Raw genomic sequence first — 12,714 nt, 5'->3', positions numbered from 1 at the left:
TCCCGGCCCGATGGCAACCGCGAGGATGCTGAGTGATGCGTCACGTGCCGGCCGTGGGCGGCGGCCCCGACGCCCGGACGAACCGGCCGAGCCGGGTCAGATGTGGTCGATGAAGTCCGCGATCCCCGGGTGGATCTCGCTCGGTCGGTACGGGAAGCGGCCGACGTCCTCGGCGTTCGTGGAGCCGGTGAGCACGAGGTAGGTGCGCAGCCCGGCCTCCATCCCGGCCACGATGTCGGTGTCCATCCGGTCGCCGATCATGGCCGTGTGCTCGGAATGGGCGGAGATGCGGTTCATCGCGGTGCGGATCATCACCGGGTTCGGCTTGCCCACGAAGTAGGGACGGCGCCCGGTCGCCGCCGTGATCATCGCCGCCACCGAGCCGGTCGCCGGCAGCGGCCCCTCCCGCGAGGGGCCGGTGACGTCCGGGTTCGTGGCGATGAAGCGCGCCCCGCGGGCGATGAGCCGGATGGCCGTGGTGATCGCCTCGAAGGAGTAGGTGCGGGTCTCCCCGAGCACCACGAAGTCCGGGTCGTGATCGGTGAGGATGTACCCCTGCTCGTACAGCGCGGTGGTCAGGCCGGCCTCACCGATGACGTAGGCGGAGCCGCCGGCGGCCTGGTCGGCGAGGAATCGGGCCGTAGCGAGGGCCGAGGTCCACAGCGAGGACTCGTCGACGTCGATGCCCGAGGACCGCAGCCGGGCCGCCAGGTCGCGCGGCGTGAAGATCGAGTTGTTCGTGAGGATCTGGAAGGGGACCTCCCGCTCGCGCAGCCGGGCGATGAATTCCGGAGCGCCCGGCAGGGCGACCGATTCGTGCACGAGCACGCCGTCCATGTCCGTGAGCCACGCTGTGATCGTCATGACCCCAGCTTAGAGGTGCCGATCGAGACCACCCAGCCCCACGGGGGCGGGCGCCGGCAGGCACGTCGCCATACTGGAGCCGTGTCATCCTCACACCCGACCGTCGAGCCCGAGCAGGCCGTCGAGCCCGATCCGACCGCTGAGCCGGTGTCTGCCGCTGAACCCGAGCGTGAGGTCGGCGTCGGTCCGTGGCCCGGCGGCCCGCCGGAGTGGCCGGAGGATCCCCGCTACGACCGGGACCTGCTCGCCCACGGCGACCGCCGCAACGTCGCCGACCGCTACCGGTACTGGACCATGGCCGCGATCGTCGCGGACCTGGACACGCGCCGGTCCCCGCTGCACGTCGCCATCGAGAACTGGGGCCGGGACTTCAATATCGGGTCGGTCGTACGCACCGCGAACGCGTTCAACGTGGCCGCCGTGCACATCATCGGCCGGCGCCGCTGGAACCGCCGCGGCGCGATGGTCACCGACCGGTACCTGCACGTGTTCCACCACCCCGACGTCGAGCACTTCCTCGCCTGGGCGCGCGACGCGGACCGGGTGGTGCTCGGCATCGACATCCTGCCCGGATCGGTCCCGCTCGAGCACCGGGCGCTGCCGCGGCAGGCCGTGCTCGTCTTCGGCGAGGAGGGGGCCGGGCTGAGCCGGGAGATCGTCGAGGCCTCGGCCGAACTGCTCCACATCACCCAGCACGGCTCCACCCGCTCGATCAACGCCGGCGCGGCCGCCGGGATCGCCATGTGGGCGTGGATGCTCCAACACGGCGAGGACTCCTGATCAGGGCGAGCGGGCGTCGTCCATACGCGGATACGAGCGGTTGGTGCCCACGCGCGCGCTCATGGGAGAATGGGGCGAATCTTCGCATTCCCCCATCCCACGACTGAGAGGGCCCCATGGGTATCGCAACCCCCGAGCAGTACGCCGACATGCTGGACCGGGCGAAGGCAGGCAAGTTCGCCTACCCGGCCATCAACATCACCTCCTCGCAGACCATCACCGCAGCCCTCCAGGGCTTCGCCGAGGCCGAGTCCGACGGCATCCTGCAGGTGTCGGTCGGCGGCGGCGAGTACGCCTCCGGCTCCACGATCAAGAACCGCGTCGCCGGCACGCGCGCGCTCGCGGCCTACGCCGCCGAGGTGGCGAAGAACTACCCGATCACGGTGGCGCTGCACACCGACCACTGCACCAAGCAGAACCTGGACTCCTGGGTGCGCCCGCTCCTCGAGCTCGAGGTCGACGAGGTCAAGGCCGGTAAGAACCCGACCTTCCAGTCGCACATGTTCGACGGCTCGAACATCCCGCTCGAGGAGAACCTCGTGATCGCGGCGGAGCTGCTCGAGCTGAGCCAGGCCGCCCGCACGCTCCTCGAGATCGAGGTCGGCGTCGTCGGTGGCGAGGAGGACGGCCACGAGGCCGAGATCAACGAGAAGCTCTACACGACCGTCGAGGACGGCCTGGCCACCGTGCGTGCGCTCGGCTCGGGCGAGAAGGGCCGCTACCTCACGGCCCTGACCTTCGGGAACGTCCACGGCGTGTACAAGCCGGGCGCCGTCAAGCTGCGTCCCGCGCTCCTGGGCGAGATCCAGGCCGCCGTCGGTGCCGAGCTCGGCAAGGAGAACCCGTTCGACCTCGTGTTCCACGGCGGCTCCGGCTCCTCGGCCGAGGAGATCGCCGAGGCGGTCGACAACGGTGTGATCAAGATGAACGTCGACACCGACACCCAGTACGCGTTCACCCGCCCCGTGGTGACGCACATGTTCAAGAACTACGACGGCGTGCTCAAGATCGACGGCGAGGTCGGCAACAAGAAGGCCTACGACCCGCGCGCCTGGGGCAAGCTGGCCGAGGCCGGCATGGCCGCCCGGATCGTCGAGGCGTGCCGGCAGCTGCGGAGCGCGGGCACGAAGGCCTGACGCTCACCGAAAGCGCCTGAGGGCGGGTACCCCGTGGTGGGGTGCCCGCCCTCAATGCGTGGGGACGACGCAGCTCGGCCGCCGTGGGCGGGCGCGCCCCGCGTGGGTGGCCGGGCGTGGACGGCCCCGTGTGGGTGGCCGGGCGTGGGTGGTCGGCGTGAGTGGCCGGGCCGGCCGATGGATCGGGCGGGCGGCCGTGGATGGGCGCAGGTGGCGCAGCGTCGAGCACGGGGGCTTGTCGCGGCCGGTACTCAGCGATACTATCTACCAGTAGTCATTATCGCTGAGTAGTAAGCGGGGTTCGATGAACGGGCAGCTGACCGAGATGCTCAAGGGCATCCTCGAGGGAATCGTGCTCGCGATCCTCTCCGGGCGGCCCGCGCACGGGTACGACATCACGGCCGAGCTGCGCGAGCGCGGCTTCGAGGACATCGCCGAGGGCACGATCTACGCACTGCTCGTGCGGGTCGAACGCCGCGGTCTCGTGGACGTCGAGAAGGTCCCCTCGGAGAAGGGGCCGCCGCGCAAGGTCTACTCGCTCAACGCACGGGGGCGCGACTACCTCGAAGAGTTCTGGAGGACGTGGAGCTTCCTCTCGGACCGGCTCGACCAGCTCCACGAAGGAGAGCGGTGACCATGGCCGCACGGTGGATCGAGGTGCTCACGGGGCCCCTCGAACAGAAGAAGCAGTACCGGGTGTACAAGGACCGCGTCGCGGCCCTGCCCGAGCCGTACCGGGCCACGGTGCGGGCGTTCGAGCGCTACCTCATGCGCTTCGGCGGCGTGACCGACGGCGACACCCTCGTGCGGATGCTCGAGGACTTCGCCGACCTGTGGGAGCGGGCCGCGATCGATCACGCGCCGATCGTCGCGATCGTCGGGGACGACCCGGTCGAATTCGCGGAGACCTTCACGCTCGCCTACGGCGGTGCCCGCTGGATCGACAAGGAGCGGGCCCGCCTCCAGGCGGCGGTCGACGACGCGACGCGGGCGTGGCGGCCATGACCGCGGCGATGATCGAGGCGAGCGGCCTCGAGAAGTCCTACGGCGACGTCCCTGTGCTCCGCGGCGTGGACCTCACGCTCGAGCGGGGCGGCATCCTCGCCCTGCTCGGCCCCAACGGCGCGGGAAAGACGACGCTCGTGAGCATCCTGTCGACCCTCATCCGGTACGACGCGGGGCGGGCGAGCGTGGCCGGGTTCGACGTGGGCGCCGAGCCGGGCCGGGTGCGTGAGGCCATCAGCCTCATCGGCCAGTTCGCGGCGGTGGACGGCGTGCTCACCGGGCGGGAGAACCTCGTGCTCGTGGCCCGGCTGCGGCACCTGCCGAACCCCGGGGCCATCGCCGCGGGCCTGCTCGAGCGGTTCTCGCTCACCGGCGCCGCCGACCGGCGGGCGGCCACCTACTCCGGCGGGATGCGCCGCCGGCTCGACCTCGCGATGAGCCTCATCGGGGACCCGCCCGTCGTGTTCCTCGACGAGCCCACCACCGGTCTCGACCCCCAGGCCCGGCTCGAGGTGTGGGAGGCGATCCGAGCCCTCGCCGGCCGCGGCACCACCGTGCTCCTCACGACCCAGGACCTGGCCGAGGCCGAGCAGCTCGCCGACCGCATCGCGATCCTGCACGAGGGAACGATCATCCGGGAGGGCTCCCTCGCCGAGCTCCGGGCGCTCCTGCCGGCCGCCACCGTCGAGTACGTCGAGCGCCGACCCTCCCTCGAGGAGATCTTCTTCGCCCTGATCGGGCAGGGCTCGAGTGTCGGCCCGGGCGAGGCCGCGACCGAGCCCGCCCACGCGCCGGAGGGAGGCGCGTCATGACCCACGCCCTCGGCGACACCGCCGTGCTCACCGGCCGGTCGCTGCGCCACATCCTGCGCAGCCCCGACACGATCATCACCACGGCCGTCATGCCGGTCGGGATCATGCTGCTGTTCGTCTACGTGCTCGGCGGCGCCCTCGAGACCGGCGCCGCCGCGTCCTACGTCGAGTACCTGCTGCCCGGCGTGCTGCTCATGACCATCGCGTTCGGGGTCGCCTACACGGCCTACCGGCTCTTCCTCGACCTGCAGGGCGGGATCCTCGAACGGTTCCGCTCGATGCCGATCTCGCGCTCGAGCGTGCTCTGGGCGCCCGTGCTCACCTCGGTCGCCGCCAACCTCGCCTCGCTCGTGCTCGTCACGGGAGTCGCCCTGCTCATGGGCTTTCGTACCGGCGCCTCGATCGGGGCGTGGTTGGCGATCGTGGGCATCCTCGTGCTCGTCACGGTCGCGCTCACGTGGATCGCCGTGATCGCCGGGCTCTCGGCCAAGACGGTCGACGGTGCGAGCGCGTTCAGCTACCCGATCGTCCTGCTCGCCTTCGTCAGCTCCGCGTTCGTGCCGACCGAGTCGATGCCCGCCCCGGTCGCGTGGTTCGCCCAGCATCAGCCGGTGACGGCGGTCGCCGACTCGCTCCGCGCGCTGTTCGCGCAGCAGAGCGTCGGCGGGGAGATCTGGACGGCGCTCGCCTGGCTCGTCGCTCTGACCGCACTCGCCTCCCTCCTCGCCGCCCGGCTGTACCGGCGACGCTCGCGTTAGTCGATCCGAGCGATCGGCCGGCCCTGGACCACCGCCTCGCCTTCCGCCACGAGCAGGTGCACGGTGCCCGCGTGCTCGGTCAAGAGTGACTGCCTGAGATCCGTAGAGTCGCGCAGGTTGGGCAGGGTGCGCGCTCGGTGTTGGTGCTCACCGCCGATCGGGCATCTCATGGGATCGGAGCAGGCGCCGTAGCCAGCTGTCTCAGGATGCATCTGACTATCGCGTACAGGGCGACAAGCGGCGACCGTCGACGAACCGAATCGGCGATGGTGATTCCCGGTACTGTCCCGTTCATGATCAGCGGAGTCCCCGGCTTGGCGGGAGCATCTCCCGCCGCGATCTATCTCGCGCTACTCCGGTGTCAAGCGCGTCACTCCACCCAGGTCAGCGGTGGGCGCGCGCAATTGCTGAAGCCTCATGGTACGGATGTCGACCGCGACCAATCACCTGGCCGGGTGCCTCATGAGTAGGTTGATCACCCTGGTCGCAGAGGAGCGAGGTTCGGCGATCCGGGCATTCGTCGACGAATCATCGACGGTCCGCACTCCGGAGCGTCAGGAGTACTTGGTCTGTGCGGCACTCCTCCAGGCAGATGAGTGTGACGCAGTTCGTGACGAACTGAAGAAGCTGCTGCTCCCTGGACAGATCAAGCTCCATTGGAGCGATGAGAGTGACCGGCGCAAGCGCAAGATCGTTGCCGCCGTCTCCAGCCTCCACCCCATGAACGTTGTCGTTAGGCCCCTCGATGTGCGCACGCGAAGGATCGAGCGGTATCGGCGGAAGTGCCTCGAAGCCGTCTACTACGAGATGAGCGAGATGGACGTGAACGACCTGATCCTCGAGACCCGAACCCCCACCCAGGACGGGCAGGATCGTGCGCACATCGTTGCACTTCAGGGGCAAGGTCTGGACCGGTCGTTGCGGATCCAGCACCAGCGCGGTGGCGATGAGCCACTGCTCTGGATCCCCGATGCGGTCCTTGGAGCCATAAACGCCGATGCGCGGGGCGAAGCCAGGCACCTGGAGGAGCTGGCGGACACGCTGCTCATCCACAAGCACACGGCGGATTCGCTTGCCACCGGGGAAAGCGAAAGGCCCTAGATCCAGTCGTCCGGCTGGGGTTCTAAGGCCTTCTTCCTGACCCGTCGTAACGGGAGGCACTCCCAATCGTACTGTCGACCGGCGGCTCGTGCAATCGTACGAGCCGCCGACCTCATCTAGTCGATCCGGGCGATCGGCCGGCCCTGGACCACCGCCTCGCCTTCCGCCACGAGCAGGTGCACGGTGCCCGCCGACGGGGCCGTGACCTCGGCGTCCACCTTGTCGACCTGGGCGTCGGCGAGGAGCTGGCCCGCGGCGACCTGCTCGCCGTCGCCGACGTACCACGTCGCGAGCACGCCCTCGGTGTCCGGATTCTCCCGGCTCAGCTCCGGGAACGTGACCTCCATCAGTCGAGCACCTCCCGGATCGCGGCCTCGATCCGCTCCGGGCGGGGGAGCGCGGCGTACTCGAGCCCGTGGGCGTACGGGATCGGCAGGTCAGGGAGCGCGACCCGGCGCACGGGCGCCTTGAGCAGCCCGGGATCGACGTCCGTGATGGTGGCGGCGACCTCCCCGGAGAGCCCGAAGGAGAGGTAGTCCTCGTCGACGACCACGAGCCGGCCGGTCTTGGCGACCGAGGCGAGGATCGCCTCCCGGTCGAGTGGGACGATCGAGCGCAGGTCGATCACCTCGACGCTCGTGCCCTCGCCGGCGAGCTTCTCCGCGACGTCGAGCGCGTGATGCACCGAGAGGGACAGCGTGACGACGGTGATGTCGGTCCCCTCCCGCGGGATGGCCGCCCGCCCGATCGGAACGATGTGCTCGCCGTCGGGCACGGGCCCGATGGAGCGGGGGTTCTTCGCCATCCACGGCAGCCCCATGACGCCCTTGTGGAACATGTACACGACCGGTGAGTCGTCGCGGATCGCGGCGGTCATGAGGCCCTTGGCGTCCGCCGGATTCGAGGGCGCCACGACCTTCATACCGGGCAGGTGCGCGAACGTGCCCCACAGGGTCTGGGAATGCTGGCCGCCGTCGGCATAGCCGCCACCGACGGCCGCCGTGAGCACCATCGGCACTGTGACGTTCCCGCCGGAGAAGTAGTGGATCTTGGCCATGTGGTTGTAGATCTGGTCGAGGCACACGCCCACGAAATCGGCGAACATGAGCTCGACGATCGGGCGCATCCCCTCGACGGCGGCGCCGATGCCCAGGCCGATGAACGCCGTCTCGGAGATGGGGGTGTCGATGATGCGGCTCGGCCCGAATCGCTCGAGCAGGCCGGTCGTCGAGCCGAAGATGCCGCCGTAGGCGCCGACGTCCTCGCCCATGTAGAACACCTCGGAGTTCACCTCCATCTCGGCCGCGATGGCCTCGACCATCGCCTTGGAGGTGTTGAGACGGCGGGTGGGCGCCGAGCTCGTGTCGGCGGCGGTCATCGTGTGGCCTCCTCGGCGAAGACGTACTTGTGCACGTCGGCGGGGTCGGGTATCGGGCTGGACTTGGCGTAGTCGATCGCCGCCTCGACGACGTCGGTTGCGTCGGCGTAGGCCTGCTTGACGGAGATGTCGTCGAGGATTCCGGCGTCGCGCAGCCGCTGTTCGTAGCGGGGCAGTGGATCGTGCTCGGGCACCGTGTCGAGGTCGGGTCGGTAGCCCTGGGCGTCGCCCTCGAAGTGGCCCCAGAGGCGCAGGGTGCGGATCTCGAGCAGGCTCGGACCCTCGCCGGCGCGCGCGCGGGCGACGGCGCGACCCGCAGCCGCGTGGACGGCGTCGACGTCATTGCCCTCGATCGTCTCGCCGGGGATGCCGTAGCCGGCGGCCCGTACGGCGTTCGAGGGCACCGACGTGGAGGCGCTGCGGGGCACCGAGATGCCCCAGTCGTTGTCCTCGATCACGAAGATGACGGGCAGCGTCCACAACGCGGCGAGGTTGAGGGATTCGTGGAACGCGCCCGAGTTCGCGGCCCCCTCTCCCATGACGGCGACGGCGACGGCGTCGGTGCCCCGGCGCTGAAAGGCGAACGCCTGCCCGAGCGCCGGGGGGAGTCCCTCGGCCACGATGCCCGAGCAGGAGAAGTGCACCGCGGGATCGAAGAGGTGCATGTGGCCGCCGCGGCCCCGTCCCAGGCCGTCCTCCCGGCCGAAGATCTCCGCCGTCATGCGGTCGAGGTCGACGCCCTTGGCGATGGCGAGATGGTGTGGCCGGTGCGTCGCGGTCAGGGCGTCATCGGGTCTCAGGTGGGCGCAGACCCCGGCCGCGACGGGTTCCTGGCCCGCGGACAGGTGCATCTCGCCGGGCACCAGTCCCTTGCCGATATCGAAGCCCGGCCCCTTGTCGGCGTGATACTCCCGCAGGATCGCCTCCTCGTAGGTGCGGGAGAGCACCATCGTGGTGAAGAGGTCCCGGCGGACGTCATCGGGAGGCGGATCCGAGGGCGGCGGGGGAGGTGAAGCGACCTGCGACGACATGGGTGCCTCCTTCGGCAGACGTGTATCCCTCCACTGTGAGGAGGATCACGCGCGGGCGCAAGGGGTCGGATTTCACATGGTCATAATCTGCTGGGCTGGACCCGTGGGGCGGCCGGGCCGGGTCGCCCGATGACCCTCGGTGATGCCCGAGGCCGCCCGAGGCCGTGGGCTGGTGGGTGGCGGCTCGGGGCTGCGCGCAGGCCGGCGGTGGAGACGGCGTCAGGCGGCGGTGTCGAGGGCGATGCGGGTGGCGGCCCGGCGCATCCTGACGGCATGGCGACCGAGGTCGCCTGCCCGTGTCGCGGGCAGCGAGATCGCGACGGCGGCGGTCCAGCTCGTCGACGGCACCGGGAGCGCGAGGCAGCTCGTGCCGACGGCGTACTCCTGGTTGTCCACGGCGAATTCGGCATGGGTGACTTCGTTCAGGAGCCGCCGCGGGTTCGTGATCGTGTGTGGCGTGAGGTCGGCGAGCCGGTGACGGCCGAGGTATTCGCTCCGCTGTGCCGGCGCCATGGCACGCAGGATCGCCTTCCCGAGTGCTGTCGCATGGGCCGCCTCGTGCAGGCCTACCCACAGGTCGACCCGCGGTGTGGTCGGGTCGTCGATGATGTCGACGATCCAGATCTCCTCACCTCGCAGGGCCGCCAGGTAGGCGGCGGCGCCGGAATCGTTGTGGAGGTCGGTGAGTGCTTCCCGGGCGCGGCGTGCGTCGATTCCGGTCGGGCTCCGGAGCGCATAGACCTCGCTCCCGAGCACGTAGCCGCCCTGGAAGCAGGCGAGGTAGCCCTCGTGCACGAGTGTGCGCAGCAGGTGATAGGTGGTGCTCAGCGGCACGGTCGTGCGTCGAGCGAGCTGCTTCGCCGTCAGTGGCACGACCGAAGTCCCGACCGCGTCGAGCAGGCTGAGAGCGCGGACGACCGAGTGGATCAGAGTGGGCTTCGTCAACCGAACCTCCGAAGGCGAGTCTATTCATCGAGTCCATCCCGTGTCGCGGTCCCGACGCGACTCACCTGAAAGGTCCGGGAACGCCGGCGCGCCTCACGGAGGGACGCCCGCGTAGCAGCCGGTGTTCGGACCGCGAGGTTCCGGGTGAGGTCGGCTGTGGCCGTCCAGGAGCATGCTCGTGCGGCGTGGAGTGTTCCCGCTTTAGTGGCTCTACGCGGTTCGTGGTGAAAGGCCTGCTGTGATTGGTGTTCGCGCTGCTGCTCGAGCGGCGCTGGCCAGGAGTATACGGGCCTTGTAGTTGGCGGAGTTCCTGAATCCGCGGCCGGTGCGTTTGATGTTCTTGATCGTGGTGTTCGCGGCTTCGACCTTCGCGGTCGTGGCGCCGGTGACGATGAGGACTTCGATGGCCTCCCACCAGGTCACGATGGTCTCGTAGAGGCGGTCGGTCTCGGCCATGTTCGCGGTCTGGACGTAGTGACCCAGTCTCATCCGCTCTTGCCACGCCTGGGCGAGGGTATCAGCGCCGAGGAGGCGGCGGAGCTGCTCCTTGACGCCCCACGCGGCGGAGAGCTCATCCGTGGGGTCATCGTCGGTGAAGACCTTCTCCAGCCTGGCCCAGCCACGCGGGGACAGCGTATCGGCGCCCCGCAGCAGCAGCATCCGGTGTGCCCAGGACGCGTCGCTCTTGCGCCCGCGGCGGCCGTGCTGGTCTCGGGCGAGGCGCTGGCGGACCTTGGTGAGCATGTCGCCTGCGAGTTTGACGAGGTGGAACTTGTCGACCGAGACCGCGGCGTGGGGCAGGTGCTCGCGCAGGGCCTTACGGAACGCGGCCGAGGGGTCGATCGCGACGACCTCGATACGGTCCCGCCATGACTGTGGGCGGGCGCTGAGCCACGCGCCCACGCCCGTGCTGTCGCGGCCATCGACGATGCCCAGGACCTGTCCTGTGGCCAGGTCGACCAGGGTCGTCATCCACGGCTCGAACCGGCGCCAGGCCCCGTGCTCATCACGGAAGAACCGCACGGACCGGTACCGGTGCTCATCGATGCCCAAGCGCGTCACGACCCAGTCGTCGGCGGCGGGTAGGACGAGCGCCGCGGCAGCCAGCGCCGATTGGACCAGCCACCATGAGACCCCGTGAGCGCGGGCAACCTCGCTGGCGGCTCGACCGGAGTCGACCACCGCGGCCACGACCTGATTCTTCAGCCGCGTAGTGGACCGGGCGAACCTGGGGACCTGGATGGTGGACTCGGCGAACGTGCCACGCCCGCACAGCTCTTCCCGGCAGAACCAGCGCCGCTTGGCCCACCACACCTCGACCGCACCCGCGATCGGCAGATCACGCAGACGCTGCCGGCGCCGGGAATGGATCTTCACCGCGATCACACCACACGCCGGGCAGCCAGGCGGGGCGAGTGACTCGATCACGACCCGACGGCCTCCGCCGGGAAGATCGATCGCGTCGATGACACGGTAGTCAGACAGATTGAAGATCGTGCTCGCAGCATCACGCTGCGAGCCAGTAAACTCGTCCATAGCTCGTGGTCCTCTGCTCTTGTGGATGTCTCGCAACACCCATCACAGCAGGACCACGAGCCCTCACACGCCTACGACGCGCGGGCCACTTTCACCACGAACCACGAAGAGCCGCTTTAGTAGACAGGCGAATTAGGCTGCCAATTCGTTGATGTTCCTATATCCTAGTTCATATTCTGTGGGTGTCAAGTATCCGAGAGTCGAGTGCCGACGGATGGTGTTGTAGTAGTTCGTGATCCAGTCGATGGTCGCTTTGCGGAGTCGTGTGAGGTTCGGCCAGGGGCGGGTGTGGATGAGTTCCTTCTTGTAGGTCGCGAAGAATGATTCCGAGACTGCGTTGTCGTAGCAAACACCGGTCCTGCCCAGGGAGCGGCGGATATTGTGGTCTTCACAGTATTTGGCGAAGGCGGTGGAGGTGTATTGCGTTCCGCGGTCACTGTGGAATATGACACCGGCGGGTGGCTTCCGGGTCTTGAGTGCCATGTCGAGGGCGTCGGTGACCAGGTCGGTGCGCATGTGGTCCTCGATCGCCCAGCCGACCAGGGCGCGTGAGTGCAGGTCGATGACGGTGGCCAGGTAGGCCCACCCTTCCCACGTCTTGACGTACGTAATGTCGCCGCACCAGCGGGTATCGGCCTCCTCGGCGGTGAACGAGCGCCCGATCAGGTCTGGTGCCGGCACCGGCCCCTGACCGGGGACCGTCGTGCGCTTCCACGCCCGGGGGTGGCGTCCCTGCAGGCCGGCGGCCTGCATCAACCGGTGCACTCGCTTGAGGCCGACGCGGTGACCGGCCGCAGCCAGCCCGGCCCGGACCCGGCGCACTCCCGGGTTCCCGCGGGCGCTGGCGTAGATCCCGGCGATGAGGACGCTGAGGCGCTCGTCGTAGACGGCCCGGTCGCTCAGCGGCGCATCACGCCACTTGTAGTAGCCCGCCCGCGACACCCCCAGCTGCCGGCACATGAACGCCACCGGGTACTCCTGCTGATCAGCCCAGTCCGCGATCGCAGCAAACTTCACTGCTGTTCGCTCGCGAACCAGGTCGCCACTTTTTTTGCGAAACTCACCTGCATCTGCAACTGAGCATTCTCCGCCTTCACGTTCTTGTAGTCCTGCCGCAGCCGGATCAATTCAGCCCGCTCGGACTCGGACAACGACGCATCCGCACCCAGGGCCGCCTCCCGCGTATCTCGTTCCTTCTTCACCCATTTCCCTAACGTCATCTCGTGCACGTCGATATTCCGTGCGACCTCGGCGATAGACCGCTGCTCGTCCAACACGAACGCGACCGCGCTGGCCTTGTACTCATCCGTGAAACTCCGGCGAGTCGATCCCACTGTACTGCCTCCCTTGTCCACGGCAGCTAACCCA

At 68.9% G+C, this 12,714-nt stretch carries 15 protein-coding genes; 7 read left to right on the top strand and 8 right to left on the bottom strand.

Translation table 11 applies throughout. The features are described 5' to 3' along the window. Positions 1–96: 96 nt before the first annotated feature. Positions 97–864 carry an HAD-IIA family hydrolase gene (locus tag GCE65_RS15000; protein WP_152910565.1) on the bottom strand — a complete coding sequence of 256 codons (768 nt, stop codon included), beginning with the start codon at positions 862–864 and terminating at the stop codon, positions 97–99. A 147-nt stretch (positions 865–1,011) separates the two neighbouring features. Between GCE65_RS15000 and GCE65_RS14995 the strand changes: the two genes are divergently transcribed. From GCE65_RS14995 to GCE65_RS14965, 7 genes are all read left to right on the top strand, one after another. Further along, positions 1,012–1,644 carry a TrmH family RNA methyltransferase gene (locus tag GCE65_RS14995; protein ID WP_228760210.1) on the top strand — a complete coding sequence of 211 codons (633 nt, stop codon included), beginning with the start codon at positions 1,012–1,014 and terminating at the stop codon, positions 1,642–1,644. A 116-nt stretch (positions 1,645–1,760) separates the two neighbouring features. Further along, positions 1,761–2,780 (top strand): class II fructose-bisphosphate aldolase, encoded by a 1,020-nt coding sequence (gene fbaA, locus GCE65_RS14990; protein WP_153878935.1) that lies wholly within the window; start codon positions 1,761–1,763, stop codon positions 2,778–2,780. A 304-nt stretch (positions 2,781–3,084) separates the two neighbouring features. Further along, the gene (locus tag GCE65_RS14985; protein ID WP_153878934.1) at positions 3,085–3,414 is read left to right on the top strand and encodes a PadR family transcriptional regulator; all 330 of its coding nucleotides are present in this window, start codon (positions 3,085–3,087) and stop codon (positions 3,412–3,414) included. Between the two features lie 2 nt (positions 3,415–3,416). Beyond that, entirely contained in the window at positions 3,417–3,785 is a 369-nt protein-coding gene (locus GCE65_RS14980) for a DUF1048 domain-containing protein (RefSeq protein ID WP_152910581.1), read from the top strand. Then, positions 3,782–4,597, top strand: coding sequence for an ABC transporter ATP-binding protein (locus GCE65_RS14975; protein ID WP_153878933.1), 816 nt, complete (start codon positions 3,782–3,784; stop codon positions 4,595–4,597). The genes GCE65_RS14980 and GCE65_RS14975 overlap by 4 nt, the downstream gene beginning before the upstream one ends. After that, the gene (locus tag GCE65_RS14970) at positions 4,594–5,355 is read left to right on the top strand and encodes an ABC transporter permease (RefSeq protein WP_153878932.1); all 762 of its coding nucleotides are present in this window, start codon (positions 4,594–4,596) and stop codon (positions 5,353–5,355) included. Before GCE65_RS14975 ends, GCE65_RS14970 begins: the two co-directional genes overlap by 4 nt. A 426-nt stretch (positions 5,356–5,781) precedes the next feature. Further along, the gene (locus GCE65_RS14965; protein WP_228759996.1) at positions 5,782–6,456 is read left to right on the top strand and encodes a hypothetical protein; all 675 of its coding nucleotides are present in this window, start codon (positions 5,782–5,784) and stop codon (positions 6,454–6,456) included. Between the two features lie 116 nt (positions 6,457–6,572). On the opposite strand, the gene GCE65_RS14960 is transcribed toward GCE65_RS14965, so the two are convergent. The 7 genes from GCE65_RS14960 to GCE65_RS16340 form a co-directional block, all read right to left on the bottom strand. Then, a complete protein-coding gene (locus tag GCE65_RS14960) occupies positions 6,573–6,803 on the bottom strand; it encodes a lipoyl domain-containing protein (protein ID WP_228759995.1) in 231 nt (76 codons plus the stop codon). Further along, positions 6,803–7,834 (bottom strand): alpha-ketoacid dehydrogenase subunit beta, encoded by a 1,032-nt coding sequence (locus GCE65_RS14955; protein ID WP_153878930.1) that lies wholly within the window; start codon positions 7,832–7,834, stop codon positions 6,803–6,805. Before GCE65_RS14955 ends, GCE65_RS14960 begins: the two co-directional genes overlap by 1 nt. Continuing rightward, the gene (locus GCE65_RS14950) at positions 7,831–8,865 is read right to left on the bottom strand and encodes a thiamine pyrophosphate-dependent dehydrogenase E1 component subunit alpha (protein WP_153878929.1); all 1,035 of its coding nucleotides are present in this window, start codon (positions 8,863–8,865) and stop codon (positions 7,831–7,833) included. The genes GCE65_RS14955 and GCE65_RS14950 overlap by 4 nt, the downstream gene beginning before the upstream one ends. A gap of 219 nt (positions 8,866–9,084) precedes the next feature. Beyond that, positions 9,085–9,810 (bottom strand): IclR family transcriptional regulator, encoded by a 726-nt coding sequence (locus tag GCE65_RS14945; RefSeq protein ID WP_153878928.1) that lies wholly within the window; start codon positions 9,808–9,810, stop codon positions 9,085–9,087. 210 nt (positions 9,811–10,020) lie between these two features. After that, a complete protein-coding gene (locus GCE65_RS14940) occupies positions 10,021–11,346 on the bottom strand; it encodes an ISL3 family transposase (protein WP_153876953.1) in 1,326 nt (441 codons plus the stop codon). A gap of 132 nt (positions 11,347–11,478) precedes the next feature. Next, entirely contained in the window at positions 11,479–12,363 is an 885-nt protein-coding gene (locus GCE65_RS14935) for an IS3 family transposase (RefSeq protein ID WP_255475278.1), read from the bottom strand. Next, positions 12,360–12,680 (bottom strand): transposase, encoded by a 321-nt coding sequence (locus GCE65_RS16340; RefSeq protein WP_194928733.1) that lies wholly within the window; start codon positions 12,678–12,680, stop codon positions 12,360–12,362. The genes GCE65_RS14935 and GCE65_RS16340 overlap by 4 nt, the downstream gene beginning before the upstream one ends. Positions 12,681–12,714: the final 34 nt, after the last annotated feature.

This window comes from Pseudactinotalea sp. HY158 (assembly GCF_009660225.1).
Taxonomy (GTDB): Bacteria; Actinomycetota; Actinomycetes; order Actinomycetales; family Beutenbergiaceae; genus HY158.
This window is presented reverse-complemented; position numbering and strand designations above follow the sequence as displayed.

Bases quoted from the DNA above. Each gene is read 5' to 3' on its own strand.
- GCE65_RS14970 (WP_153878932.1), top strand. From the start codon at position 4,594: ATGACCCACGCCCTCGGCGACACCGCCGTGCTCACCGGCCGGTCGCTG.
- GCE65_RS14950 (WP_153878929.1), bottom strand. From the start codon at position 8,865: ATGTCGTCGCAGGTCGCTTCACCTCCCCCGCCGCCCTCGGATCCGCCT.
- GCE65_RS14955 (WP_153878930.1), bottom strand. From the start codon at position 7,834: ATGACCGCCGCCGACACGAGCTCGGCGCCCACCCGCCGTCTCAACACC.
- GCE65_RS15000 (WP_152910565.1), bottom strand. From the start codon at position 864: ATGACGATCACAGCGTGGCTCACGGACATGGACGGCGTGCTCGTGCAC.
- GCE65_RS14985 (WP_153878934.1), top strand. From the start codon at position 3,085: ATGAACGGGCAGCTGACCGAGATGCTCAAGGGCATCCTCGAGGGAATC.
- GCE65_RS14975 (WP_153878933.1), top strand. From the start codon at position 3,782: ATGACCGCGGCGATGATCGAGGCGAGCGGCCTCGAGAAGTCCTACGGC.
- GCE65_RS14940 (WP_153876953.1), bottom strand. From the start codon at position 11,346: ATGGACGAGTTTACTGGCTCGCAGCGTGATGCTGCGAGCACGATCTTC.
- GCE65_RS14960 (WP_228759995.1), bottom strand. From the start codon at position 6,803: ATGGAGGTCACGTTCCCGGAGCTGAGCCGGGAGAATCCGGACACCGAG.
- GCE65_RS14980 (WP_152910581.1), top strand. From the start codon at position 3,417: ATGGCCGCACGGTGGATCGAGGTGCTCACGGGGCCCCTCGAACAGAAG.
- GCE65_RS14965 (WP_228759996.1), top strand. From the start codon at position 5,782: ATGTCGACCGCGACCAATCACCTGGCCGGGTGCCTCATGAGTAGGTTG.
- fbaA (WP_153878935.1), top strand. From the start codon at position 1,761: ATGGGTATCGCAACCCCCGAGCAGTACGCCGACATGCTGGACCGGGCG.